The sequence below is a fragment of the Paenibacillus dendritiformis genome (genome assembly GCF_021654795.1).
Classification (GTDB): domain Bacteria; phylum Bacillota; class Bacilli; order Paenibacillales; family Paenibacillaceae; genus Paenibacillus_B.
In genome coordinates, this window is the sequence record NZ_AP025344.1 from 3183489 (window position 1) to 3208120 (window position 24632).

General features: G+C 57.6%; 26 protein-coding genes. 6 read left to right on the forward strand and 20 right to left on the reverse strand.

Translation table 11 applies throughout. The features are described from left to right. The first annotated feature begins 269 nt into the window (after nt 1–269). Nucleotides 270–1490 (forward strand): GNAT family N-acetyltransferase, encoded by a 1221-nt coding sequence (locus tag L6439_RS13925; protein WP_213469337.1) that lies wholly within the window; start codon nt 270–272, stop codon nt 1488–1490. A gap of 120 nt (nt 1491–1610) precedes the next feature. On the opposite strand, the gene L6439_RS13930 is transcribed toward L6439_RS13925, so the two are convergent. From L6439_RS13930 to L6439_RS13950, 5 genes are all read right to left on the reverse strand, one after another. Further along, nucleotides 1611–2405, reverse strand: a complete 795-nt coding sequence (locus tag L6439_RS13930) for a M15 family metallopeptidase (protein WP_237096869.1) — start codon at nt 2403–2405, stop codon at nt 1611–1613. 176 nt (nt 2406–2581) lie between these two features. Continuing rightward, nucleotides 2582–3187 (reverse strand): 50S ribosomal protein L25, encoded by a 606-nt coding sequence (locus L6439_RS13935; RefSeq protein ID WP_168180393.1) that lies wholly within the window; start codon nt 3185–3187, stop codon nt 2582–2584. 155 nt (nt 3188–3342) lie between these two features. Then, on the reverse strand, nt 3343–3594 hold the full coding sequence (locus tag L6439_RS13940; RefSeq protein ID WP_168180392.1) for a hypothetical protein: 252 nt from the start codon (nt 3592–3594) through the stop codon (nt 3343–3345). After that, entirely contained in the window at nt 3588–3917 is a 330-nt protein-coding gene (locus L6439_RS13945; protein ID WP_168180391.1) for a YbjQ family protein, read from the reverse strand. The genes L6439_RS13940 and L6439_RS13945 overlap by 7 nt, the downstream gene beginning before the upstream one ends. Nucleotides 3918–4159: 242 nt before the next feature. Further along, a complete protein-coding gene (locus L6439_RS13950) occupies nt 4160–5617 on the reverse strand; it encodes an aminotransferase-like domain-containing protein (protein ID WP_213469336.1) in 1458 nt (485 codons plus the stop codon). A gap of 181 nt (nt 5618–5798) precedes the next feature. Here L6439_RS13950 and L6439_RS13955 point away from each other — a divergent pair, with 181 nt between their 5' ends. Beyond that, a complete protein-coding gene (locus L6439_RS13955; protein ID WP_168180408.1) occupies nt 5799–6416 on the forward strand; it encodes a LysE/ArgO family amino acid transporter in 618 nt (205 codons plus the stop codon). Nucleotides 6417–6776: 360 nt separating this feature from the next. Next, nucleotides 6777–8525 (forward strand): alpha-L-fucosidase, encoded by a 1749-nt coding sequence (locus L6439_RS13960; RefSeq protein WP_213469335.1) that lies wholly within the window; start codon nt 6777–6779, stop codon nt 8523–8525. Between the two features lie 44 nt (nt 8526–8569). Here the strand turns inward: L6439_RS13960 and L6439_RS13965 are convergent, their stop codons facing one another. The 3 genes from L6439_RS13965 to L6439_RS13975 are packed head-to-tail and all read right to left on the reverse strand — an operon-like array spanning nt 8570 to nt 11181. Further along, nucleotides 8570–9466, reverse strand: coding sequence for a hypothetical protein (locus L6439_RS13965; RefSeq protein ID WP_168180388.1), 897 nt, complete (start codon nt 9464–9466; stop codon nt 8570–8572). Between the two features lie 42 nt (nt 9467–9508). Beyond that, nucleotides 9509–10186, reverse strand: coding sequence for an AlkZ-related protein (locus L6439_RS13970; RefSeq protein WP_213469334.1), 678 nt, complete (start codon nt 10184–10186; stop codon nt 9509–9511). Beyond that, nucleotides 10183–11181, reverse strand: coding sequence for a helix-turn-helix transcriptional regulator (locus L6439_RS13975; RefSeq protein ID WP_213469333.1), 999 nt, complete (start codon nt 11179–11181; stop codon nt 10183–10185). Before L6439_RS13975 ends, L6439_RS13970 begins: the two co-directional genes overlap by 4 nt. Nucleotides 11182–11484: 303 nt before the next feature. Here L6439_RS13975 and L6439_RS13980 point away from each other — a divergent pair, with 303 nt between their 5' ends. Next, nucleotides 11485–12585 carry a nitric oxide synthase oxygenase gene (locus L6439_RS13980; RefSeq protein WP_168180385.1) on the forward strand — a complete coding sequence of 367 codons (1101 nt, stop codon included), beginning with the start codon at nt 11485–11487 and terminating at the stop codon, nt 12583–12585. Nucleotides 12586–12881: 296 nt separating this feature from the next. Here L6439_RS13980 and L6439_RS13985 read toward each other — a convergent pair whose 3' ends face one another. Further along, a complete protein-coding gene (locus tag L6439_RS13985; RefSeq protein ID WP_331253388.1) occupies nt 12882–13226 on the reverse strand; it encodes a VOC family protein in 345 nt (114 codons plus the stop codon). Between the two features lie 331 nt (nt 13227–13557). Here L6439_RS13985 and L6439_RS13990 point away from each other — a divergent pair, with 331 nt between their 5' ends. Further along, nucleotides 13558–13980: an AbrB/MazE/SpoVT family DNA-binding domain-containing protein gene (locus L6439_RS13990; protein ID WP_168180384.1), complete on the forward strand. Its 423-nt coding sequence runs from the start codon at nt 13558–13560 to the stop codon at nt 13978–13980. A gap of 147 nt (nt 13981–14127) precedes the next feature. Here the strand turns inward: L6439_RS13990 and L6439_RS13995 are convergent, their stop codons facing one another. The 10 genes from L6439_RS13995 to L6439_RS14040 all read right to left on the reverse strand — a co-directional run bounded on the left by L6439_RS13995 (nt 14128) and on the right by L6439_RS14040 (nt 23169). Next, complete coding sequence (locus tag L6439_RS13995; protein WP_213469332.1) at nt 14128–14541, reverse strand: thiol-disulfide oxidoreductase DCC family protein; 414 nt, start codon at nt 14539–14541, stop codon at nt 14128–14130. A gap of 223 nt (nt 14542–14764) precedes the next feature. After that, nucleotides 14765–14965 (reverse strand): hypothetical protein, encoded by a 201-nt coding sequence (locus L6439_RS14000; RefSeq protein WP_237096870.1) that lies wholly within the window; start codon nt 14963–14965, stop codon nt 14765–14767. Nucleotides 14966–15085: 120 nt separating this feature from the next. Beyond that, nucleotides 15086–15490 carry a VOC family protein gene (locus L6439_RS14005; protein WP_213469331.1) on the reverse strand — a complete coding sequence of 135 codons (405 nt, stop codon included), beginning with the start codon at nt 15488–15490 and terminating at the stop codon, nt 15086–15088. Nucleotides 15491–15796: 306 nt separating this feature from the next. After that, entirely contained in the window at nt 15797–16936 is a 1140-nt protein-coding gene (locus L6439_RS14010; protein ID WP_213469330.1) for a hypothetical protein, read from the reverse strand. 613 nt (nt 16937–17549) lie between these two features. Continuing rightward, entirely contained in the window at nt 17550–17687 is a 138-nt protein-coding gene (locus tag L6439_RS14015; protein WP_168180379.1) for a hypothetical protein, read from the reverse strand. Between the two features lie 60 nt (nt 17688–17747). Next, complete coding sequence (locus L6439_RS14020; protein ID WP_213469329.1) at nt 17748–18200, reverse strand: hypothetical protein; 453 nt, start codon at nt 18198–18200, stop codon at nt 17748–17750. Nucleotides 18201–18290: 90 nt separating this feature from the next. Continuing rightward, a complete protein-coding gene (locus L6439_RS14025; RefSeq protein WP_168180377.1) occupies nt 18291–18980 on the reverse strand; it encodes an LrgB family protein in 690 nt (229 codons plus the stop codon). Beyond that, a complete protein-coding gene (locus L6439_RS14030) occupies nt 18977–19351 on the reverse strand; it encodes a CidA/LrgA family protein (RefSeq protein ID WP_213469328.1) in 375 nt (124 codons plus the stop codon). Before L6439_RS14030 ends, L6439_RS14025 begins: the two co-directional genes overlap by 4 nt. A gap of 173 nt (nt 19352–19524) precedes the next feature. Further along, the gene (locus tag L6439_RS14035) at nt 19525–22104 is read right to left on the reverse strand and encodes a flippase-like domain-containing protein (protein ID WP_213469327.1); all 2580 of its coding nucleotides are present in this window, start codon (nt 22102–22104) and stop codon (nt 19525–19527) included. An 81-nt stretch (nt 22105–22185) separates the two neighbouring features. Further along, the gene (locus L6439_RS14040) at nt 22186–23169 is read right to left on the reverse strand and encodes a tyrosine-type recombinase/integrase (RefSeq protein WP_168180374.1); all 984 of its coding nucleotides are present in this window, start codon (nt 23167–23169) and stop codon (nt 22186–22188) included. Nucleotides 23170–23450: 281 nt separating this feature from the next. On the opposite strand from L6439_RS14040, the gene L6439_RS14045 reads away from it, so the two are divergent. Next, a complete protein-coding gene (locus L6439_RS14045) occupies nt 23451–23987 on the forward strand; it encodes a superoxide dismutase family protein (RefSeq protein WP_168180373.1) in 537 nt (178 codons plus the stop codon). A gap of 78 nt (nt 23988–24065) precedes the next feature. Here the strand turns inward: L6439_RS14045 and L6439_RS14050 are convergent, their stop codons facing one another. Then, nucleotides 24066–24545 carry a hypothetical protein gene (locus tag L6439_RS14050; RefSeq protein ID WP_213469326.1) on the reverse strand — a complete coding sequence of 160 codons (480 nt, stop codon included), beginning with the start codon at nt 24543–24545 and terminating at the stop codon, nt 24066–24068. Between the last annotated feature and the right edge of the window lie 87 nt (nt 24546–24632).

Genomic DNA, 24632 nt, shown 5'->3' on the forward strand with positions numbered 1-24632 from the left:
TCTACCCTGCTTATGCGGTAAAGGTCTTGCTTACAACGCTGGCGTTGCCAATAAAGCCGGGGCGCGACAGGCCCGAAATGACGACTTTACTGTAGTAGCTACTCCCCTTCAATAAAGAAAGCGCGATTCGATTACTCCGATTATATCTGTACCCGGGCAGGCATGTCAACCACCGCGCCGTGGGTTATGTCCAATTCCGGATGCGCACTTATAAGATCGCCGGGATGCGCCGCATACTAACAAGAAGGACAATATTTGGAGGGAATGCGATGAGCCGCCAGAAGCTGCAAGACCGACTCATAATGAAAAAGGTCGAACCCAAACACGGAGAGCAATTCAATGCGCTGCTCCGCTATGTATTTCAAGTCACGAATCATGATCTGCAGACATTCGGCTGGGAGAACCGGGAGATCGCGCAGGCGAAGCTTCCCGTGCTGAAGGAGGCCGATGTGCTGGGCTGGTTCGACGGCGACAAGCTGATCTCCCAGTTGGCCGTTTATCCGTTTCAGGTGAATATTTTCGGAGAAATCTATGACATGGGCGGCTTGACCGGCGTAGGCACCTACCCGGAGTACGCCAATCTCGGCTTAATGAACCAATTGATGCGCCAGGCGCTCGCGAATATGCGCGATCGACAGCAATCGATATCGTATCTGTATCCGTATTCGATACCGTTCTACCGCCGCAAGGGCTGGGAGATCATTTCCGACAAAATCTCGTTCGAGGTCAAGGATACGCAGCTTCCGAAGCTCAAGACGGTGCCGGGCAGCGTGGAGCGTCTCTCGATCGAACACCCGGATATTCGCGACGTGTACCGCCGCTTCGCCCTGGCCCATCACGGCGCGATGCTGCGAAGCGATCTCGCATGGGAAGAATATTTGCGCTGGGATCTGGACGATCTTACCGTGGCGGTCTATTATGACGCGGATCAGAAGCCGCAGGGCTACCTGCTCTATTGGATTGCGGAAGAAGTGTTCCACATGAAGGAAATGGTCTTCATCGACAGCGAGGCCCGCGCGGGGCTCTGGAACTTCATCAGCGCCCATTTCTCGATGATTACGCGGGTCAAAGGCCATATTTACACGACGGAGCCGCTTGCCTTTCTGCTCGAGGACAGCGATATCAAGGAGACGATCTCCCCGTACTATATGGCGCGAATCGTCGATATTCAACGCTTCGTGCAGCAATATCCGTTCCTGCCCCAGGCGGCGGAAAGCCAGATGACCTTCACGCTTCACGACCCGATGCTGGAATGGAATCAGGGCAAGTTCACGCTGCAGGTGGATGAGCGGGGCCGGGGCCAATTGACGGAGGGCGGAGGCAGCCCGGCGGCGGCCTTCGACATTCAGACATTGACGACCATGCTGATGGGCTACAAGCGTCCGGCCTATCTGGCGCGGGCGGGACGCTTCCAGGCGCAGCGGGCGACGATCGAGCAGCTGGAGAAGCTGATCGACCGCCAGACGCCTTATTTCTCGGATTATTTTTGAGCGCCGCGGTGCCGAATTGGCCCCATCCCCACCGAGGGACGGGCCTTTTACGCAACCGGATGATGCTTGTAGGCCAGTGTCGCCGCCCGGACAGAACGGCAAGCGGGACGGCAGCCATCCTTATTCGCGGCTATCGGCCCCATAATACTCTTCCAGCGTCATTCCCCCTGCCGTCAACCGCGCAGCCAGATCGCGGCCGACATAGCGGAGATGCCACGGTTCATACTGATAACCGGTTATCTCCTCTTTTCCTCGCGGATAACGGATAACATAACCGAAGCGGTGCGAATGCGCCGCCAGCCACTTCGCTTCCTTCGTAGCCGCGAAGCAATCCTGCACCGCGCACCGGCCGTCGCTGCCGGACAGATCGACGGCCAAGCCGGTCTCATGCTCGCTGTGGCCCGGGGCGGCGCTGTAGACGCTTGCCCGCCGGGAGCCTTCCGTATCGACATATTGGCGGTATACGGCGGTCTGCGCGGCAGACGAGCGGTAAGCCGAGACGCTGGCCAGATAGATATGGTCCCGCTCGGCCGCGGCGAACAACCGCTCCAGCGCCTGGGCGGCTTCACGGCGCAGCCAATACCGCTTCGACTCCATTCCCGTAAGCGTCCGCACCTTCGGTAAGACCAGATCGGCCGGCGCATACCCCGGGGGGAGCCCATGCCGCTTATTGACGAGAACGCCTGGACTGTCCGCATCCGGAATCGGGCGGCTCGCCTGCTTGCCGGCTTGCTCGCCCCGATCGGAAGCGGATGGCGGGTCTGCCGCCGGAGATGCCTGTCTTGCTTGAAGGCCGGCTTGGCCGGCCGCTTGCGGATCCGCGGCTTGCGTAGAGGCCGAGGGAGCCTTGCAGCCGAAGCACAAGGTGCAGAGCAGACTGCAGCAGAGAATGCATAGCACGGCTCTTCCAGACATATTCAAGGCTCCTTCCTGCATTGGCACTGCACGCCTATGCGATAATCATGATGTCATTACGTAGTGTGCACCATTTTTCCAGAACCATGAAATCTCCGTGACAAAAGAAAAGCGCCTGACCTGTATCTGTCAGACGCTCCTCTTCTTATTTTATGGATAAAGGCCAATACGCCAAGCTATTTCGCCGCGCTCTCGGCGGTCTCCGGCTCCGTCTCCGCCGCCCCGGCTCCGCGCGGCAGGATAACGGAGGCCAGCAGTTCACTGCCCGTTCCCGCCAGCTGGATGCCTTCCGGCAGCTTCACTTCGCCTGCTGTCAGCTTGTCCCCGACATTGAGATGCGAAATATCGACGGGAATCGATGTCGGCAGGTTGGAAGGAAGACCCTCGACTTCCAGCTCCACTTCCTGGGTCTGCAGGACGCCGCCCACCTTCGTTCCGGCCGCCACCCCTTGATAATCCAGCGCGATCTTGACGCGCAGCGGCTTGTTCTCGGACACCTGCTGGATGTCGAGATGGATCCAGTTGCCCCAGCGCTCTTGCACTTCCTTGATAACGGCAGGAATCGTCTTGCCTTCGACCTTCAAGTGGAACAATTCGGAACGGCTCGTACGCGCGAACTTATAGACTTCCTTCGCATCCAGATGTATGGGAACTCCCTCCATGGACGGCCCGTAGACAACGGCCGGAATCCGCCCGCTCTCGCGCAGGCACCGGGTGGAGGAACGCTTGAAATCCGTTCTCCGTTCAGCGGTGAGTTGAGAAGTATTGCCGTGTGCACTCATGACATAACAACCTCCTTCAATGTTCCCTATTGCTCACAGGAAGATGTGAAGTATAAATAGGGTTATAGATCAACTTACCCATTGCGGAGGGGAGTGAAACAGCTTATTTCTAAATTTTCTAAATATTTGATCCTTCCGTTATTTTTATTAATGGGTTACCGCCATCGCCGCTTCGATTCCGCGGCCTCCTGCAAGTAATACCGCTTCCCTGTCGCGGGATGATAGTACACCGCAACAATCTGCCCGGTCGACGGATCGCGGAAAATTTCCCGTGTCGGGATGCAGCCGTCCGGCAATTCCTCCGCCTGCTCCAGCTTCAGCCTGCGATCCTTCTTCCTGGCGATCAGCAGCAGAATAAGGAACAGCAAGAACTGGAAGCCGAAATAGGCCAGGATCCACTTCAGCATGGCGTCTCCTCTTCCAGAATCACCGCTGTGCCATAAGCGACGATCTCGCTCATCCGGTTCCCCGCCTCCCCCGAATCGAAGCGCACCATCACGATGCCGTTGGCGCCCATCGTCCGGGCGTTGGCCACCATCCGATCCAGCGCCTGCTTGCGCGCGTCTTCCAGCATCTCGGTATATTGATGAATTTCCCCGCCGACCAGGCCTTTGAGGGTTGCCGCGATATCTTTGCCTATGCCGCGCGAACGGACCGTCAGCCCGAAGACGGGACCAATCGCTTCTCTCACTTTCCGGTTCGCGGGACGTTCAGTAGTGACGATGATCATGGGTTCGCTCTCTCCTTCTCTTCCTTTCAGTTATATGTGATACGAAAGAGCCGGATGGATCGTTCAATTCAACAGAGCAAAAGAGCAAAAAAACATTAACCTCATTAATTAGTTGAAAATTCGCCGGATGCTGCATGGAGGTATTGAGTGGTGACCAATATCGATACCTGTTCACATCGCACATCCATTAACATCATTAAGTTTACATAATATTTATTATGTTCTTTTGGCAACCGTGCCGTTTAGCGGCCGCGAATCAGCTCTGGAAGCAGCTTGAGCGCATGCTCCAGCTCAGGCAGCGACGCATAGGCATAGGACAAGCGAAGCCGCCGGACGGCGGATCGGTCATACAGCACCCCGGGGTTCAATAAGATGCCCTGCTTCAAAGCCTGGTTGAACAGCCGCTGCACCGGAATCGGCGATGTCAGGCGAACCCAGACATAGAAGCCCCCCTCCGGCCTCGACCAGTCGGCGATATCCGACCAATGGGCCTCCAGCAGCGCCAGCATGGCGTCGCGCCGCTCCCGCAGCCGCGTGCGTATATGGTCCAGATGCGGCCCATGCATGCCGGACGCGAACCACATTTTGGCCGCCTGCTGCGACAAGGAGCTCGAGCCGTAGTCGGTTTGCATTTTGATGTCCGCCAACCGCTCGATGACCGGCTCCGGACCGACCACCCATCCGATCCGCAAGCCGGGACTAACCGCTTTCGACATCGTGCCCACATGCAGGACGATCCCATGATCGTCGCGCGCTTTCAACGGCGCCGGAGGCTCCCGATCAAGCCATAATTCCTGATAAGCGCCGTCTTCCAGCACCGGCAGCCCGATCGTCCCGCATAACGTCAGGAGCTGCCGGCGGCGGGCCTCGCTCATCACCGTTCCGGTCGGATTGTGGAAGGTCGGAATCGTATACAGCATCGAGGCCCGATAGGTCCGCCAGCACCGCTCCAGCTCGGACAGCCGCAGCCCGGCCTCGTCCATCGGCAGGCCTATCAGCTTCATGCCGGCGGATTGGAAGGCATGGATCGAATATAAGTAAGACGGCTTCTCCAGCAGGATTGCCGACTGGCGCTCCAGCAGCCCGGCCGAGATGAGCTGCAGCGCCTGGAGCGCTCCGGAGACGATGAGAATGGACGACGGCGACGCCTGGATTCCTTGACGGGATAACTCCCGGCTCAGCAGCCGCCTCAGCTCCTCATCCCCTTGCGGCTGCTCGTAGCCGAGGGAGACGGGCCGCTTCGCCAAGGAAGCGAACAGCTCGCGGATCTGCTCCTGCGGCAGAAGCTCGGGCGACAATTCCCCGGTGCCGAGCCGGATGATATCCGGATCGAATTCCAGCCGGTTGATGGTCTGGATCATCGGCAGATTCGGGTAATGCGCCCCTTCTTCAACGTAAGAATTCCAATCCGGAAGGTTCATCGGCCGGCGGGCACGTTCGTCGGGAATTCCGATGACCCGGGTTCCTCCCCGGCCCCGGCCTTCAATCCACCCTTCCGCCATCAGCGCCTCCATCGCGGTAACGACCGTGCTTCGATTGACGCCGAAGGCTGCGGCCAGCTTCCGCTGCGGGGGAAGCTTCATCCCGATGCTCCATTCGCCGCTGCGAATCCTCCCCTGGACATATTGCTCGATCTGTCTGTAGATGGGCAGCGGAAGCCGTGGATCCGGCTTCCAGTCCGCCTTGTACGCATTCGGCATCGCCGCTCTCCTTCCCTGTTCACTCCGCAGGCCGGAAGCCTGCGCATCGCAGCTCCATTATAGCTTTTGGTTGGGCTCGGACACAACCAAATGGTCGGTGACAACCCGAAGCCGGCCAGGTATGCTTGACCTTGTCCTGCGCAAGACGCAACAAGCAACGGGAAGGAAGAGAATGGAACAGATGTGGGAACCTTTTGTACATGGCGTATTGTTGGCATTCGGACTCATACTGCCGTTAGGCGTTCAGAACGTGTTCATCTTCAATCAAGGGGCGCTTCATACCCGGCTATGGAAGGCGGCGCCTGCCGTCATTACCGCCTCCTTATGCGACACGCTGCTCATCGTGCTGGCCGTGCAAGGCGTGTCGCTGCTGCTGCTCCAATGGATCTGGCTGAAAAATGTGCTGTTCGCCGCCGGATTTCTGTTTCTCCTCTATATTGGATATAGTCTGTGGAAGACGGCCGGAGACGGCGTGCAGCCGCAGCGTCGGGCCGATTCGATCAAGCGGCAAATGGTCTTTACCGCTTCGGTCTCGCTGTTGAACCCGCACGCGATTATGGATACGATCGGAGTCATCGGCACGAGCTCCTTGAAGTATGCGGGAACGGACCGAGGCATTTTTGCCGCCGCCGCCGTGCTAGTATCGTGGTTGTGGTTCATCTCCCTGGCGATCGCCGGCAGGGTGCTGCGCAAGCTGGATACGACGGGCCGGCGCCTGGCGTGGCTGAACAAAGGATCGGCCGTCCTGATCTGGGGAATGGCCGGTTACATGCTGCTGACGATGCTGAAGGGGTCATAAGTTGCGGCGGATGCCCCTTCGTCACAGACACGTTCCGGAAATAAACGTCCGCCCTGGGGCGACTTTGTTCCGCAAGAGTTGCTCTTGACGCTTGGGCTTGTCAAGCCCCATTCCCCGAGGCCGCGCCATGCAGAGACGCCGTCATTTTCCCGGGATGAGGGAACTCGGCACGATGAAGGCTGCCTCCCTATTGCCTCCCTATCCTTGCCGTTCGGGCGGGCCATCGAACCCAATTGGGCCGGGCATGGCGACGCAGCAGTGATGAGACCGCCGGAGAGCGAATAGGTATGAGGGAAAGAGGGCATCTCAATCGGCATTCATGCCCGAACGGTGCCTAATCCATGTCAAGGAGGCGGTGGAATGAATGTGGCAGGGGCGATTCAACCGTCGAATCGCGAGCAGGCAGAGCGGATGAGCTGGTGGACGGAAGCGAAGTTCGGCATGTTCATCCATTGGGGACTGTATGCCCTTCCCGGAGAAGGCGAATGGCATATGTACGGATCGAAAATACCGGTCGCCGAATATGAATCGCTGGCAGAGCAATTCAATCCCGAGCGCTTCAACGCGAAGGAATGGGTCCGGCTGGCCGCGCAGGCGGGCATGAAGTATATCGTGATTACCGCCAAGCATCACGACGGATTCGCGATGTACGGCTCCCAGGCCGAACCGTTCAATATCGTCGATGCGACGCCGTTCCAGCGCGATCCGATGAAGGAGCTGGCGCAGGCCTGCCAGGAGGAAGGCATCCGCCTCTGCTTCTATTATTCGCATGTCATCGATTGGCACCATCCGCACTCGGTGCATCAGTTCGCCAACAACATATGGGATTACAAAATGGAAGAGAAGCAATTCGATACGTATTGGAATGAGCTTGTGAAGCCGCAAATCAAGGAGCTGCTTACCGAATATGGCCCGATCGGCCTCCTCTGGTTCGATACGGCGGGCGAGCTGTCGAAGAAAGACAGCGAGGATATCGTGGCCCATGTGCGCCGCCTTCAGCCGGATTGTCTCATTAACAGCCGGGTGAGCCAATACCGGGGAATGGGCGATTATCAATCCAAGGGCGACAACGAGACGCCGATGTTCGGCGAGGAATCCCGGCCTTGGGAGACGCCGATGACCATGAATGAGACATGGGGATACTGTCCGAAAGATCAAGCCTGGAAGACGGCCGATTCCCTTATTCGCCAGCTGGTCACCATAGTCGGCAAGGGGGGGAACTTGCTGTTGAATGTCGGTCCTTCGCCGAAAGGAACGATACCGGAGCCGGCGGCAGAACGGCTTCGCGAGATCGGGGAGTGGACGGAACGGAATGCGGAAGCGGTTTACGGCGCCTCCGCGAGTCCTTTCCCTTATGAATTCGATTGGGGTGCCGTGACTGCGAAGCCGGGACGCCTCTACCTGCACGTATTCAATGACAGGTGGCCGCGCGGCCCGTTGAAGCTGCAAGGGATGCGCAGCCGCGTAATCAAGGCATACCTGCTTGCAGACCCGTTGAGAAGAGAGCTTCCTCTCACCCACACCTACCATGGCGGCACGGAACGTCATACGCTGTCCGTGTCCCTTCCGGACACGGCCCCGGATCGGGCGGTATCCGTCATCGCGCTCGAAGTCGAAGACGTGCACGATCTCGATACCGGATTCACGGTGCTCCCGTCCGGCCTGCTGAAGGTCGACATCACGTCAGGCGCGGTGACAGAGGCGGGCGGCCTCGGCGACGGGACCGCGGCGGTGCGGCGGGCGGATTGGAACATCGCGGTGACGGAGCCTGGCGCCTATGCGCTCTCGCTCATCAGCTTCAAGCGCGCGGACGCGTCGCTCCCCGATTCCTATGGCGATGGCATTCGGCTCACGTTCGCCGGTGAGACGATCGAGACGGTTCCGCAGGAAGATTCGGTCATCGCTGAATCCCAGTCATGCCAGTATCCTTACAAGGAGGTCCATTCCCGGCTGGGGAAGGTCTTCATTCCTGCCCCCGGCACGTATGAGCTGACGCTGACCTCCCGCTTCATCAAGGATCGCCATTCGAAGTTCAACGAGATCTGGCAGGCGGACAAAGTCAAGCTGCGTTCCGTCATGCTGGAACGGATCCCTTCGCAGCATCGATAGTCATCGCACGTCCCCTGCCCGCTCAGCAGGGGACGCCGTTATGATTAGGTTCGGGGCAGTCTGCCGAAGCTGCGAAGCGTCAGCAAACGATCGACCGTGACGCTGCCGCGCCATTCGAGTTCGCAGGCCGCGCTGACCGCCGGCCAGCTAATCGTCCAGCCGCCGTCCTCCTGCTGCCCCTCCTCCAACGCGTCCAGATGCCGGCGAAGGTCCTCCGGGCCGATGAACCGCGCGCAGTAACTCTCCGGCGCCGGAGCCCAGTCCAGCGCCTTGTGCACATAGCCTTCCGCATGCGGATCCAGCTCAATGACCCCTGGCTGCCGCAGGACGCGATCCAATTGCTCCAGCAGCGGTTCCGCCCTGTCCCGATCCGGGACATGCTCCAGAAACGTAACGCATTGAATCAGATCATGGAAGCCGTGGAGATCGGGCTGCCCGATGCGGCTCCATACGAACTCGGCCGCATGACGGAACCAGTCTGCTTCCTGGACCTCCTCCAGCCCGGGCTGCTTCATCATCAGCCCGATGATCCGTCCGGTCGGGTTCAGCGAGGCGCGGCTGTCATCCTCGATCGTCCACCACGGGGCGTGCGGATAATCATTCACCGTCCGGAACGCCAGCGGGAAGCCGCCGGTGCCCGGAACGGAGATGCTGCGCAAGTACCGCACGATGCCCTCCATGATGTCCGCATCGAAGACGCCGATCTCATCCATAAGCGCCAGCGCCATCTCCGTCGGCACCGGCTGGCTGTGCGGACAGCGGATATCGGGCTCCAGCGCATGGCCGAACCCGCCGTCCTCATTCTGATAAGCCCGCAGCGCTGCGAGCACATCCTCGGCGCGGCCGCCCGCAAAGTGATACTCGAAGCGGCGCCGATCCAGCAGCCGGGCGTTGTCATAAAGAAAAGAGGCTGCGGCTTCCAATCCAGGTGGTTTCCCCATTCTATTAAACCTCCTTAATATTTAACATGATTAATCATATATTCAAAAGCCGAATACCTTCGCGAAGTACGCCATCGCCTGCGGACTGCTGTGCTCCCCCAGACGCGCTTGCAGGCGGCTTCTTGCCTCGTGCGCCGACATCGGCGCCAACGGAATCCCCGCGCCCTCCATCCAATGCTCCACCGTCTCGAAGCAAGTGCTGTTCCAGCCGTTCACCTCGCCGGCCTCGTTCCGCGGCGCCCTGACGCCGGAGATGACGATGTCGAATCCGGATTGGAGCTCCGCCAATGCCTGATCGAATTCCTTCTTGCTCTCCTTGGCCTTCATGCCGGCCGAGGCACGGAGCGCCCGCGTCTCGATCCCCTGCTCCTCCTCGATTATCGCATATACCTCCTTGGCGGCCTTCGATATGAGGCCGTCGCCGTACCGCTGCGCGATGCTGCGGCTGCTTCCGAGAAGGCTCCTCACGGAAGGAACCAGATCGCTGGCGACCAAGATCGCCTTCTTCTTCATGAACTTCCCATACGCCGCGATGCCGTCGCCCGGGAACCGGACGCGCCAGCGCCAAGGATCGAGTTCCGTATCGGAATGCCACCGCTCGGGCAGCGTAATCCCGGATAGGGAGGGATGATCCGGAATTAAGGGAGCAAGCGGCAGGATGCCGCAGGCGCGTACGGCCTCGATTGCTTCTTCATATGTATCAATCATTGGCTGCCTCATCTTTCTTCCTCCTTCGAAATCTGTTGAACCCGGGGCTCCCCGGCCGGCTCATCCGCCGCATACCGTTCGCACATGCGTACGGCCCGATCACGGATTGCCCGGCGGAGGGCCGGCGGCTCGAGCACCTCTGCGTCGGGCCCCAGACCGTAGAAGAAACCTGCCGCCCATTCCCATTCGCTCCGCGGACACTCAAATTCGACCTCCCACTCCTCTTCCCCAATCTGGAGCACCCGATCGCCAATATGCTCGTCCTGCTCGGCCAGAAGCGCGCCGCGGTACGTCAGGCGGGCGCGGATCGGTATCTCGCCGCCGCCGGCATCCGGCGCCTCCTTGACGCGGCTGCGCTTGAGCCGGGACGCTTCCAGCTCCGCCGGAGCTTCGATGCGCTCGATCTCCTGGAACCGATCGACCCGGAAGGTTCGTTCTTCCTCATGATCGTGGGAGAAGGCTTCGCAATACCAGTAGCCGTGCGCGGACACGATGCGCAGCGGCCGGAGCCGCAGCCAGCGCGTCTGGCTCGCCGATCGGTAACGGGCCCGAATCCAGATGCCTTCAGCCGCGCAGTCCATCAGCCGGTTCAGCACCGGAACCCGGTAATTCCGCTTCGGCATCGACAAGATCAGCTTGTCCAGGAGCGGCTCGATTTCGCTCCTCACCTGATCGGGGAGCGCCTGTTTGATTTTGCTCAAGGCGCTCCACCGTTCGGCGTTGAACGGCGTATCGGCAAGCTGGGTCATGCCCTGAAGCGCGCACAAGACCGTCATCGCCTCCAACGGACTGAACTGCAAGGGCGGAAGCTTATAGCCGTCCATGAGCCGGTATCCGCCGACAGGGCCGGTCGCGGCGTAGAAGGGAACCCCCATCTCGCTCAGAGCCTGCATGTCCCGCAATATCGTTCGCTTGGATACCTCGAACTTGTCAGCCAGCGACTGGGCGGTCTCCGTCCCCGTTAGCAGCGCCATCACAATGGCGGCCAGACGGTCCGAACGTTTCATGGCGGATTCCATTCCTCCTTCCGATTCGCGCTGTAATCTTTTCGCTCCTGCTGTATGCATTATATCACGGCATTGGTGACAGCTTGCATGTCACCAATATCTGAATTCGGGGGAAATGCGAACCGGTGCCACGATGCCCCGCTTGCGGCGCTTGCTCCCCTTGAACCCGCGCCCTGGACTCGGGCAGCCATTCGCGGCTGCGGAAGCCGTAAAGAAAATGTCGGAAACGGACACGGGAATGAGGCGGCCGGTATGATATGCTGAAGGTATTGACGACAGATTGAAGGAAGGACAGCAATAGATATGACGGAAACGCGAACAAGGGAAGAGAAACTTATCGAGGCGGCGGCCAGCTTCATCGCGCGCTGCTACCACGAGCTCGGCAAGGATGCGGCCGCGGCGAAGCGGCGAATGAGCGAGATTGAGCGGGAGGTCGCCTCCCGGGGCACCTATGCGCATACCTTCGAGGAATTGGAGCATGGCGCCAAAATGGCGTGGCGCAACAGCAACCGCTGCATCGGCCGCTTATTCTGGCCGTCCCTGCAGGTCATCGACGAACGGGAAGCGTCCACGGCCGCTGAAGTGCTGCAAGCGCTGCGCAGGCATATCGCCTTCGCGACCAATGGCGGCAAGATCCGGCCGACGGTGACAGTCTTCCGGGCGGACGAGCCCGGCAGCGAGCCGATTCGGATCTGGAACCACCAGCTGATCCGCTATGCAGGCTATGACAAAGACGGCCGCCGCTGGGGCGATCCGCATTCGCTCCGCTTCACCCGCATCTGCGAATCGCTGGGCTGGCAGGGCGCGGGGACCCCGTTCGACATTCTGCCCCTGGTCGTTCAGGCCGGCAGCGAGCCGCCGCAATGGGTGGAGCTGGCGCCGGAGGAAGTGCTGGAGGTCCCGCTGACGCATCCGGAATACGGCTGGTTCGCAGAGCTCGGTCTCCGCTGGTATGCGGTCCCGATCATTGCGGATATGCGGCTCGAGATCGGGGGAATTGACTACAAAGCGGCTCCGTTCAACGGCTGGTACATGGGCACGGAGATCGGCGCCCGCAATCTGGCGGATGAGCAGCGCTATCAACAACTGCCTGTCATCGCGGCGCGCATGGGACTGAACACCGCTTCCAATGCGACCCTGTGGAAAGATCGGGCCTTGGTCGAGCTGAACGCGGCCGTCCTGCACTCTTTCAAGGAAGCCGGCGTCAGCATCGTCGATCATCATACTGCGGCTCAGCAGTTCAAGCGCTTCGAGCAGCAGGAGGCGGAAGCGGACCGTCCCCTGACCGGCGATTGGTCATGGCTGATACCGCCGATGTCGCCTGCGGCAACGCATATTTTCCACCAAACCTACAGCAACGAACAAATATCTCCCCTCTTCGACTATCAGACGGCGCCCTATTGAAGCCTTCCAAGAAGGAATTGTGTACAAGCCCGGAGAGCCGTTCTTCGGGCCTTTTCTCGTTCCAGTGTATTCTGGCAATGTCAATGGGATTATCGCCCTCTCTTGCACTCAAGCCTTCTCATTCATGGCGTTCTCCTGGCCCGGATCTGGAGAGGCGGTGAATTGGCCCGGCAAGCTCCGGCTGCCCAGCCTTATTCAGTCGTTTATTGATATAACATAATTTATATTATGTAAACTTGATTGCCCCATATGACCGGACAGATGCCCCTATTCCCCGTTCAGCCCCAGCTTCTTCTTCAAGAGGAAGCAGACTGCGGCAAGTCCAGCTGCCAGCAAATGCCGAATCGATCCGCGACCACCGCAAACTTCGATTGCCAGAACGTCATCTGCAATGGCATCAGAATACGCCCTCCTGCGGACAACCTCTCGTAGAGCCGGTTCATTTCCTCCTCGCTGCCGCAAGCAATCGTCAGTTGGACGCGATGCTTCTCCTCAAGCTGCCCGTCTCCCGCACTGTCGGCACAATAGAGCGTCTGGCCGCCGACGATAAATTCCCCGTGAATGAGCTTATCGCAGTCCTCCTCCGCGATGCTCGACTCGACATTGTTCCTGACGTCGCCATAGCGGCTAATCGTGACGATCTGGCCGGAACCGAACGCTGAACGCGTCTATGTAATAGTTCATCGCTTCTTCCGCCTCGCCTCGGAACATGAGATAAGAAGTAAACTTTGTTTTCATGCACATCCGCCCTCTCTTTTGAATAGGATTAATTTGTCCGAACAGTTCCTTTCTCATGCCCCTGCCCATCGTTCCTTTCCGTCATCTTCCGCGCCTTGAACCAGACCGATGAATAAAGAACTATGTATTTTTGTCGATAAATAGCATTTTTTGACAGGATAATAAGCCTTTTTTTACCATCATTTATTTGTTATACTATTAAAAAATGATAGCCAGAAGCGAGAGGGGTGCCTGATGAAGGACACGGGTATGATTCGTAGCTTAGATAGCCTTGGCCGCATTGTTATTCCGGTTGAAATTCGCAATGCCCGCAACATTGAGATTGGAGATGCAGTGGAGTTTTTTGTGCTGGATGATCATATTCTTGTGCTGCGGAAATATACTTCGACGGAATGCACTTTCTGCCGGAGTATGGAAAGTGTGACTTACTACAAGGATCAATTCATTTGCTCTTCCTGCCTGAAGGAACTCGCCGGAGCCCAAGACATGGCACCTATTGCCCCTCAGCCCCAGGCCAAGAAGCGAGCCAAAACGTCCGAACTGATCCAGCGTCTCCGGGAAGCATTCGAAGAGTATCCTGGAGCAAGCCAGAAGGAACTCGCCAAAATCCTCGGCGTAAGCCAAGGGAGAATCAGCCAATTAAAAAAGGAAATGTAAGTTGCAGCGAAAAGAAAGCGTTATCTTCAAGTCTAGTCTTGCCTTCCCGCGGCTCCATGCGTCCTCTTTGCTTCTCGCGAGGAGTCCGTCTGGAGCCGCAGTCTTATCTTCCTTCTCCTCATTCGTCTCCCGCCGGGCGGCAGGATATCAGGAGGATGACCCTCTCTCCCAATTACAGCCGTCCTCCAGGCACCCGCCCGCAGGCACGATCATCCTCCGGGACGCGATCCAATCGTACACTCGCTCGCCGAAGCCAAGCTTGATGGTCAGCCAGACCGCAGGACATAATCCCATTAGCAGCGGCACCCGGGAGCACAGCCGGAGCACGGCGGCGATTCCCGAATCAATCTCCCCGGTTCCGGTGCGTCGGACATGCATCCGCGCTTCCAACGCATCCGGCAAGATTCCCCTCGCTGCCATATCAGATATGGCCTCGCCATCGCGGATCGAACGGAACCGGAGCGCATGAAGCCAATCCCATCGTTCGAGGCGGCGCCGGATTCCGGCGCACAGCGGACACCATTCATCGTAGTATACTTCAAGCTGCTTCCGTTGGGGCATCGGGATCCTTCCTTTCGTTGCTCATCTTCTTCTATTGTATCACGATTTTAACCGTGCGACACGCCGCAGCGGCTCCCCTTTTCCGGCTCCAAGGACATGAAAAAGGCCAATCCTCTGGCGGAAGCGCAAAGGTTGGCCTTTATAAAGGGGTGAATCGCAATTGGAAAGTTATTCTTTTCACATAGTTGGGTATACAAAGCTCTCATTTTTGATCCAGCCTCGATTAAGCATAGTAAGCTTGCAGCAAATCCCGAGTGTCGTCTTGCTGCTCCGCTACGGCGCCGTTCTCCTCCCAGCATCGCTTGCACTCGTTCTCAGTCGTACAGCGGTGATTGTCGTCGCACATATAGCACAATTGGAGGTAGTTGCGGGTTACGTTGTCGGCGTGCTTCTGAACGTCGAAGGTTTTGAAGGTTCTCATCATTCTCACTCCCTCTTCTTTATGGTTCTACTATAACATGAATTTGGATTATAATATGTGAAATATATCACAATGTGATGAAAATAGAGAACAGCGCAGTCCCGCTATATCCGATACCGCGAATCATTTACTGTTGTTGGCCAAGTTAAACTGCCAGGAGACGCCGAATTTGTCATTTACCCAACCGAATTTCTTGCTGAACGGGGAAGGACCCAACTTCATCAGCTCTTGCCCGCCTTCCGACAGCTTGGCATACAGCTCATCGACTTCCTCTTCGCTCTCGCAGTTCACGAACAGCGACATCGATGGCGTAAAGGTGAACTCATGCTTCAGGCTGCTGTCAATGCACATGAACGTCTGCCCGTTCAGCGCAAAGACCGCGTGCAGCACTTTCCCTTCCTGGCCTCCCCCGTTGCCGTCTTGGCGAACGAGACTTACAATCTCTCCATCTGAAAACAACGAGGTGTAGAAATTCATTGCCTCTTCAGCTTGTCCCTCGAACATAAGAAAAGTCGTAATTTTTTGCATCCCAAGTCATCTCCATTTCGGATTCGGATTGATATTGCAAACGGAGGTCACGCCACAACGGCAAGCTATTTCGGCGCGGTTATCAAGTCGGCCCAGCCATCGTTCTGCGCTTTTATCATACCGTCAATTGGCCCCGCCCGTAAAATTATGCCCTGCTGCGCGGCAAAGCATCAGGCTCAGGTGAGCGGATCAACAAGCTTTTGATCTCTCCATCGCGACAGGCGAAGCTGAAGACGTATGCCCGATCGCGCATGCCACAAAGCGCCCCAACCGCGTCGGGACGCTCTGATCCTGCTGTATGCCGCTTCAGGATTTGAATTCCTGGACCTGAACCGACTTGTAACCGAGCTTGCCGATTATTTCCGGCGTAATATACAGCGATCCTTCTTGCAGCAGGCTGTTGCCGCTGTTCAGCACGGCCGACTTGCTTCCGTTCGTAACCTTGAACCGGTAATCGGGAGCCTTCGCCGGCAGCTTCGCTATGCTCCAGCCGAGGCTCTCCGCGAGCGGCTTCAGCGGAATGCGCATCTGCCCCTGCTCCTCGAACGCGACAGGCACGCCGACCTTCGCCTCGTCCAGGACCACCGTGTAAGCCGCGCGGACCTTCACCGGGAGCTTCTCGACCGGAATCGCATCCAGGTCGAAATCCTCGGGCAGATCGGCCGTCGCGTCTCTCGCTGCCGCGGGCTTCGGCAAATACGTCTCCGCTTCCGCCCAATCCTTGATCGGCTTCGCTACGCCCTTATTCAAGTCGTACAGGAACAGCGGACGCTCCGGCTTGTTCTCCGAGTAGACGATCAGGCCGGATTCCGGATGAATCCCCTTCAGATTGCCGAGCACCACTCTTTCCGTCTTGCCGTTCGCCGGATTATAGACAAGAATTTCTTCCTGCTTCGCTTTCTCGCTGATATGGCTGTATACGATGCGGTTATCATGCAGCCAGGTGGCCTGCGCATATTGATTCGTCCGCAGCCACTCCTTCGTCGCGCCGGTTTTATTATTTTTCAACAGATAGCTGTATACCGCTTTTCTTCCGCCCTGCTCTCCGGTAACGGTATATCGGCGCTGATGCAGGCCCCATTCTCTGTTCGGCGAAGGCTCGAACCATTTGCCTTTTACCACTTCCTGATCATTCGGGTCGAACGCATACTGCATGCCGCCTAGCACACTGTCCTGATATGTAGTGTCCAGCAGGGGCTCGTTCTGTTCCGCTCCCGTAACTATGCGGCGAATCTTCTCGTCCCATTGCTTCCATTGCCCGTCCGTCGTCTTGACGACGACGCGCTGATCGAAGCCTTTGTCGTCTGTCCGTGTTACGTTATAATAGATCGCTCCGGTATTCGGATCCCGGAACGCCTCTTCCGCAGAATAGTTGCCGGCTGCCCCGGCAATCGTAGGGAGGCTTAACCCAAGCAGAATCCCCCATGCCCATAACGTTGCTTTCATTCATCTTCAGCTCCTTTATGTAAAATAATACGCGCCACCCTCCAATCCGTTTCTGATCTTTCAGAAAAATGATGACACGCCACCTACTATTTACCCGGTACGGCCGCGGCAGAAACATACGCCCGAGAATAATCCAAGCTTCTTCACATTCATGCAGGCGCCAGCCCCCCTAGCCCATAAAAATAGGGGCTGTCCCATCAGCAGTGTGTCGCTGCAGTGATGAGACAACCCCCTCGTTCTCCAAGCTCGGCTTGCAGAAATGATGCAAAAATACAGCTTTCCGTAATGAGGCGTCGCCCGCGAGATGGATTCCTGCAAAAGTGCAGGAATTTCAGGCTTTGCCATAGATAGAAAAGAAAAATCGGCGAGAATAATGCACTTTTACAGCAATTTACTCAAATATGGCAACAAACAGCGTAAAATCCTGCATTCACGCAGGATTTTCATTTCACCTGCTCCGTCACACCGCCTCGTCTCAACCTGTCCCAATTCCGCCGCTTTTCCTTCCGCCGTCTTCCTGCCAATACTGCATATCCCGCCTTGCCTCCTTGCGCACTGCCTGCGGGACAGCCTCAATGATGCGACAAAGCTCCCTCCCACGATTTCCGCCATGCTAAGCGGTTCGCCCTTCATCCGGGTTCCCCGTACCCTTGCTAAACGGATCGCGCTTCACCCGGTTCTCGGTACCCATGCTAAGCGGTTCGCGCTTCACCCGGTTCTCGGTACCCATGCTAAGCGGTTCGCGCTTCACTCGGTTCCCCGGTACCCATGCTAAGCGGTTCGCGCTTCACTCGGTTCCCCGGTACCCATGCTAAGCGGTTCGCCCTTCATCCTGTTCCCGGTACGCCTGTAACGATTCTTCGATAATGGCCTGGATGAAGGCCCCCTCGATCTCCGGAAGCAAAGCTACCGCATATGCCCAAGCATTCTCTTCGATCCGGAGCGCGATCCGCCGGATATCCGACGCGCTGCCGCCCTTTTCCATCGCTGCGGACAGCCTCTCCAGCTCCGCGTCCGCGGCATGGCCCAGCTCGTGGGCCACGACGACGGCGAAATAATCCTCGACCCGGTCCGGCGAGCCGAATAACTGGACGCACTGCGCCGCGACGGCTTCAGAATACATCGTAATCGTACGGGAATTCAGGCTGTACTTGCCGCCGACAAGACGATGCCCCGGGAACCGCCGCTCAATCGAGATCGTAACCGGCAGGCCGGAACGTTCAAGCAGCCGACCCGCGATCTGCTCTATTCTCCCTTTTTCCAACGTTCTTCCTCGTCTCCTTTTTCCGCAAGCTGCATCCTATTATAAGTCAATGCCCTGCCAAATCAAGCTGCCGACAAGACGAGGGCGGAATTACAAAAATAAATAGAGCGGAATGAACAGCACCGATGTAATGAGACCGGCGAGGCCCATCGCCAGGCCGCTGAACGTGCCCTGCATCTCCGATTCGGCGAGGCTGCGCGAGGTTCCGAAGCCATGCGCGGCCGTTCCCATCGCCAAGCCAAGCGAGACATTGTCCTTGATTCCCGTCCGCCGGAGGAACAGCATCCCGAACATGCTTCCGATGACGCCCGTGAAGACGGTGAAGACGGCAGAGAGCTCGGGCATCCCGCCGAGCGTGCGCGAGATCTCCACGGCGATCGGAGAGCTTACCGACTTCGGCAGCATGCTCAGCACGACATCGCGCGCCCCATCGAGACTGACCATCAGCGCCGCCACGCTAACGACGCCGACGAGTGAGCCGCATGTAATCGAGAGAACGATGGCCTTGAACTGCCGCTTCACGATATGCCGATGCTTATAGATCGGAACCCCCAGCGCTACCGTGGCCGGCCCGAGAAGAAGCGACAGCATATCGGCGCCCATCTGATAATCCGTCAGCGGAATGCCGCCAATCCAGAGGAAGCCGATCAGGACGACGGAACAGAACAGAATCGGATGCACCCAGGATACCCGGGATTGGACCAGCCGGGCCAGCGCATAGACGACGATGGTGGCGGCAATGCCGAACAACGGTTGATGCGACCAGATGATATCGGTCATGCCGTCTCCCCCTTCCCGTTCGCTCGAACGTCCTGGCGGGCGGGCTTCTGCAGCTTCGCGGCGGTGAAGCCGGTCACCCACAGGACGAGCAGCGTGCTGCCGACGATCCCTGCGGCAATGCTCCATCCATGCGATTCGAGCACCGGAAGGAAAGCGATGACGCCCACGACGTAAGGTATGAAGAATAAGAGCATATGATCAAGCAGGAACTGGGCCGACTGCTCCACCCATTCGAGCTTCACCCAGCCGAAGCCGAGCGAGATCAAAAATAAGATGAGACCAATGACGTTCCCCGGAAGCGGCAGATGAAGCAGCGCATGCAATCCGGTCCCCACAAGATGAAAACCAAGCAAAATCGCAAATCCAAGCATACAAAACCACCCTTTAAAGTTCACCGATGATGTCTTTTCCTTACCATTGTAGCAAAGCGGCCCGGTGCCGCCCAGAGCTGGATGCAGGCGGAAAGCGGCGTTGTAAGCGATTTTCTCCATAAAAAGAGACCGGGAGGCGCTCCCAGTCCTTTTGAGTGATTTTCATAAAGTTTTCATGTCCTGCCGCCGCGCGTTCCCTTGCGCACCTGGCTCAACGATCGTGCGAGGCGCCATATCGTCCAGTTCATCTGCCGCTGCTTCAGGAAAGCGATATATTGCGGATCCCATACGACCGGCCCGAACGCTTCCCATAAGGAGCGCTGCTGAGACAACGGGTACAGATCGCGAACGCGGCGGAATATCGCGGTCGCGGCCCGCTCGGACCAGAGGCGCGGAGCCCGGTTCGTCTCCACATGGGACAGCGGCACGAGGCCGGATACGAGCCGGTCGCAGTGATGGCGCTGTCCCTGCCGCAGCAGCAGCTCGCGGAGTTGGGCGAGCGGCTCCTCATGCTCGGGCCGCGCTAGACTGAATCGGATACGGATATCCTCCACGATCATCGCCTTCCCGGCAGGATGAATGCGGTAGACAGCGTATCCGATGCAGCGATCCGGTTCTCCGTGCAGCAGGAGCAGCCGCAAATCCGGATCCTCGGTCGACAGCAGGCGGCGAAGCGAGGCCAGATACCCATGGGGCACCGCCTGGTACTGATGCTGGACGACATGCGTCAGCTCCCGGAGGCGCTGCGCATCAAGCGGCAGCGGCAGCAGCTCATGCTGCGCATGGGGCAGGCTGATGCGGCCGGCAGGAATATCGAGGCGCGCGCTCTCCCCCATTTTGAAAAAATCATTGCCAAAATCATGCAGCATCGGCATCTCCTCCACGCCGGCCTGCAGGAACACGATATCCAGGCCGTAGCGATCCGCCTGCTCGTACAGTTCGGTCAGCGAGAGCTGCATCGCTTCCGGATGGCGCCGGGACGGCGGACATCCGAACAGAATCGCTCTCCGGTTCCGGACGAGGAACGGAAGCGGCAGCTTCCCGGTGATGGCATGGAAGACCCGCTTCCCGGGCAAGCGGCGGTACAGCCACCCATTGGGCCCCTGAAGGAGCGCATCATCCTCCGGAATCCAGGCTCGGCCGAGCGGTTCCCGCAGATGGCGCTCGAAGGCGACGTAAGAGATCGAATACAGGAGCAGTGCGGTCACCAGCCCCGTCAACAGCGTCGTCGTAAATTGAGCGTAGCTCAAAGTCACGCTTGCATACGCCGGCTCGAGATGGATCTCGCCGAGCAGATAACCTACCAGCGCGTAGCTGAGCAGGAACAGGGTCATCAGAATGCCGGTGACGATGATGGTCCCCTTCGTGAGCGGGTAGCGGTAACGATTGAACTGCGAGCGCAGCATCACGAGAACAAGGATCATCCCGGCCAGCCACAGCGTATGGCGAATCGTCGTCCCGAGCAGGAACGTCAGGACCGTGCATAGGCCGAGCGACAGCAAAGTCACGAAATAAGCCCGGATTGTCCGTTCGAACAGCCCCTTGAGCATAAGCATCATCAAAATGCTCGCTCCCAGCACGATTCCGTTCACCAGCGGGTAGAAATCGCCGTGATCGCCGTAGATGAGCGGCAGCAGGAACGCGCTCCGCTCCCATTCCGGCACGGTCAGCGTGTAGAGGGACAGGAATAAAGAGGTCATGAACATCAAAATAACGACCGACCAGGAGGACAGCGAATTCCACAGCGAGCGCTGAATGAACCAAATGATGCTTCCGGTCTCTATGTAGGAGCCGATCGTCGGATGATCCTCGAATCGCTTCACGGCGACTCCCCCGAACTCGAAGGCGGCGAAGATAAGTCCCAAGGCAAACGGGATGAAATAATAAACAATCCGGTACAGCAGCAAGGCCGTGAAGACAGTGCTGTCGGCCACGCCAATCGCCTGCAGCCCGATGAGATATGTAATATCGAACGTCCCGAAGCCGCCGGGAACCATGCTGATCAGCCCGGCGATCGCGCTGACGGTGAACACGCCGATCACCTCGGGGTACGTGACGTCGCTGCCCAGCAGATACAGGATCAGATAGGCGACAGATCCCGCCGCCAGCCACTCGGCGAAGGAGACAATCGTATAACCCAATGTAATCTTCGCATTGGCGTGCCGCCGCCCCTTCCATTGGGAGAACAGAATATACGCCGGGAAGAACAGCGCCACCCCGATTAACGTGATCCAGAGCCATCCTTTGACGGCGAGCAGATTGAATGCGGGAAAGACGCCGAACATCACCAGAATGCCAAGAATCGACAATCCGCTAATCATCGACGGAGCCATCCAGGCGATCGCCAGCAGCAGGCGACCCACTTCTCCTGCCGACTCGCGATAGAGAATCGTCCGCACGCCGACTCCGGCAATGCCGCCGAAGCCGAAAATCCCGTTGAACGTGTTGGCGATCCAGGAGACGCGGAATACTTTCCCCCAGCGGAACGGCACCCGGATGGAACGAAGCAGCAGGACATCATAGAAATACATGCAGGATACGGCCAGGCCGCCGGCAACAATTAACCCCGTAAAATAATCCCCGGACAACAAACGGATCGCATGCAGCGACTTTTTGATCGAGAAATGAGCCAATTCCTTCTGGCCCTGGAAAATGACAAAAACAATAACGGTGATCGGGAACACAATTTTTAGAATATGCATCAGCCTTTTGTTCCGCAGCAAGGCTTGAGCGCGCAGCTTGATCGAATTCATCGTGTTCCCCCTCCCGGATAATAGTTTACATAATATATATTATGTTATTATTTGGACGAGATCGAATCCGGCGCGGAGTATTCATCGCTCTGTTCCTTTTCCGTTATTTCCATCATGCTCGAATTCCGCTCCCTTCATTCTTATATAAGGAAGCAATCGCTCGACCGCTTCCTGCTTCTGCTTGTCGGAGACATGCGTATAGACCGTTGTCGTCTGAATGGAGGCATGTCCAAGCATATCCTGCACGGTGCGGATATCCGCGCCGCTTCGGAGCAGCAGGGTCGCGAACGAGTGGCGCAGCTTGTGACAGGAGTAGGAACGCCCCCGCCCTGGTGTTATGACGCCCTCTTCCGCTGCCAGTCCTTCGAACGCCTGCTCCGCGATATATTGAATGTTCCGTATGGACAACCGGCGGCCTTTTTGCGAGATGAACAGCGCATCCTCGCCCGCTCGCCACGGCGTCAACCGTTCTAACAGGGCGAGTCGGAGCTGCTCCGCGACCGCAGCCGGAAGCGGAACGGTCCGCCATTTGCGACCTTTTCCGAGCACCTCCAGCGTCTGCCGCTCCGGATGGTAATCCGCCACATTCAGCCGATGCACCTCCCCTACCCGGAGGCCGGCATAGGCCATCAGCATTAAAATCGCGAGATTCCGGTTATAATATTTGCCCCTTGCGTGCGTCAGCACCGTCTGCAGCTGCTCCGGCTCCAAATAGACGGGGGCCCGGTTCATCTCCGTCTTCGACTTCTTCACGCCCAGCGCGGGGTTGACGCTTGTCCATTCCAGCTCGTTCAGCGCCCGGTAGAAGCTGGTCAGCGCGCAATGCTTGCGGTTCCGGGTCGCATCGCTGACGCCGGAAGCCTTGACTTGCGCGAAAAAGGCCAGCACCTGCATCTTCGTCACTTCCTCGACGGGCTTGCCGTTCAGCGTGCGCAGGAACTGTCTCACATCGCCTATGTAATTGCGCTGCGTATATTCGGTGTACCCTGCGTTCGCCATCCATAAACGGAACCCTTCCAGCGGCTCCTCATACAGCGCGTTCAGTTCATGACGGGTCAGATTCATTGCTGATCTATACTCCTTTATCGTCATTCCGCAGCCTTCAAATAACTGCGTATAATGATTATTATACGCAGTTTCTGTTCAGAAGCGCAAACTTCGGCAGGCTAAGACAAAGGATCATGAACTTCCGACGCTCTTTTTTTCCTTTTTTCTGAAAAACATATAGTTTTGCCGAATTTCAACATTTAACTAAATAGCACTGCCGATGCGCAGGCGAATGTTATCTTTTTCTAATTATTGTGACACACTACTATATAACGCCGGTTACTAACAAGGAGGTCACAATGAAAAAACTTGCGTTTGTATGTATGCTGGCAAGCGCTCTGCTCATCAGCGCATGCGGCTCCCAAGCGGCATCCGCCGAAGAAAAGGCGCCATCGGCCGCTGTCAACATAATTAACGGCAAAGGCGAGCAAATCGGTACGGCCAAGCTAGTCCAGATTGGAGACAAGGTGCAGATTACGCTCCAGGCCCACCGTCTGCCTCCAGGGCCCCATGGCTTCCATTTCCATGAGACGGGCCGATGCGAAGGGCCGGATTTCAAGACCGCGGGAGCTCATTTCAACCCTACGCACAAGCAGCATGGCTTCAATAACCCGAAAGGATACCACGCCGGCGACCTGCCGAACATCGAGGTCGGCGCGGACGGCAAGGTTCAAGTGACGATGTCGACGACGGCTGTTACGCTTGTGCAAGGCAAGCCCAACTCGCTTATCCGTCCCGGCGGCACATCCCTGATCATCCATGAGAAAGCGGATGATTATGTTACCGATCCTGCCGGCAATTCAGGCGATCGCATCGCCTGCGGAGCGATTAATTAACGAACCCGCTTATCAGACAGACTACGAAGGCGCATCCTCAATGATGCGCCTTCGTGCTGCCTTTATATCAGCCGCGGTTTAGAGCCTCTGCCTGCAACCTCGCAGATCCACACTGATCCTCACGGAATCTCTGTTCTTCTTCAGGTGGCATACGACCTTGCCAGCAGTTCTTGCTTCCAGTCGCCGTGCATAGAACTGCCGCCCCTTCGCTTCCGCCTTCATCTCTCGCAGCACCTTGAGGTACGGCGCGGAGTGGGGCGCGGGGAACCACGGAATTATTTCGGCATAGAGAAGCCGGCAATCGTTCGGACAAAGCCGCGACTTTATCGAAAAGGCGAATGGATAAGAAGCAAGCTCCCTCCACAGCTTCTCCCATGAATTGCATGTAATCGGATAATAGGCAAATTCGATCCACCCGTCCCGCGTCAAGGTTGTCTCCCCGTCATAGAACACGAATGCATCTCCGGGTTGAACAAGACCGGAATACACTTTCGCCCATTCTTTTTGCCGCGGCTGCTCCGGGCGAACGGCATGCCGCATGTTTGCGAATCCTCTCATTGACATCCCCTCCGTATGTCGAATCCTATTCCAGTAATATCCCCTACCTACAGTGATAACAATTCAACGAACGCAAGCGGGACATTG

Coding starts and splice junctions, on each gene's coding strand:
- L6439_RS13925 (WP_213469337.1), top strand. CDS start 270: ATGAGCCGCCAGAAGCTGCAAGACCGACTCATAATGAAAAAGGTCGAA.
- L6439_RS13930 (WP_237096869.1), bottom strand. CDS start 2,405: ATGTCTGGAAGAGCCGTGCTATGCATTCTCTGCTGCAGTCTGCTCTGC.
- L6439_RS13935 (WP_168180393.1), bottom strand. CDS start 3,187: ATGAGTGCACACGGCAATACTTCTCAACTCACCGCTGAACGGAGAACG.
- L6439_RS13940 (WP_168180392.1), bottom strand. CDS start 3,594: ATGCTGAAGTGGATCCTGGCCTATTTCGGCTTCCAGTTCTTGCTGTTC.
- L6439_RS13945 (WP_168180391.1), bottom strand. CDS start 3,917: ATGATCATCGTCACTACTGAACGTCCCGCGAACCGGAAAGTGAGAGAA.
- L6439_RS13950 (WP_213469336.1), bottom strand. CDS start 5,617: ATGCCGAATGCGTACAAGGCGGACTGGAAGCCGGATCCACGGCTTCCG.
- L6439_RS13955 (WP_168180408.1), top strand. CDS start 5,799: ATGTGGGAACCTTTTGTACATGGCGTATTGTTGGCATTCGGACTCATA.
- L6439_RS13960 (WP_213469335.1), top strand. CDS start 6,777: ATGAATGTGGCAGGGGCGATTCAACCGTCGAATCGCGAGCAGGCAGAG.
- L6439_RS13965 (WP_168180388.1), bottom strand. CDS start 9,466: ATGGGGAAACCACCTGGATTGGAAGCCGCAGCCTCTTTTCTTTATGAC.
- L6439_RS13970 (WP_213469334.1), bottom strand. CDS start 10,186: ATGAGGCAGCCAATGATTGATACATATGAAGAAGCAATCGAGGCCGTA.
- L6439_RS13975 (WP_213469333.1), bottom strand. CDS start 11,181: ATGAAACGTTCGGACCGTCTGGCCGCCATTGTGATGGCGCTGCTAACG.
- L6439_RS13980 (WP_168180385.1), top strand. CDS start 11,485: ATGACGGAAACGCGAACAAGGGAAGAGAAACTTATCGAGGCGGCGGCC.
- L6439_RS13990 (WP_168180384.1), top strand. CDS start 13,558: ATGAAGGACACGGGTATGATTCGTAGCTTAGATAGCCTTGGCCGCATT.
- L6439_RS13995 (WP_213469332.1), bottom strand. CDS start 14,541: ATGCCCCAACGGAAGCAGCTTGAAGTATACTACGATGAATGGTGTCCG.
- L6439_RS14000 (WP_237096870.1), bottom strand. CDS start 14,965: ATGATGAGAACCTTCAAAACCTTCGACGTTCAGAAGCACGCCGACAAC.
- L6439_RS14005 (WP_213469331.1), bottom strand. CDS start 15,490: ATGCAAAAAATTACGACTTTTCTTATGTTCGAGGGACAAGCTGAAGAG.
- L6439_RS14010 (WP_213469330.1), bottom strand. CDS start 16,936: ATGAAAGCAACGTTATGGGCATGGGGGATTCTGCTTGGGTTAAGCCTC.
- L6439_RS14025 (WP_168180377.1), bottom strand. CDS start 18,980: ATGACCGATATCATCTGGTCGCATCAACCGTTGTTCGGCATTGCCGCC.
- L6439_RS14030 (WP_213469328.1), bottom strand. CDS start 19,351: ATGCTTGGATTTGCGATTTTGCTTGGTTTTCATCTTGTGGGGACCGGA.
- L6439_RS14035 (WP_213469327.1), bottom strand. CDS start 22,104: ATGAATTCGATCAAGCTGCGCGCTCAAGCCTTGCTGCGGAACAAAAGG.
- L6439_RS14040 (WP_168180374.1), bottom strand. CDS start 23,169: ATGAATCTGACCCGTCATGAACTGAACGCGCTGTATGAGGAGCCGCTG.
- L6439_RS14045 (WP_168180373.1), top strand. CDS start 23,451: ATGAAAAAACTTGCGTTTGTATGTATGCTGGCAAGCGCTCTGCTCATC.
- L6439_RS14050 (WP_213469326.1), bottom strand. CDS start 24,545: ATGAGAGGATTCGCAAACATGCGGCATGCCGTTCGCCCGGAGCAGCCG.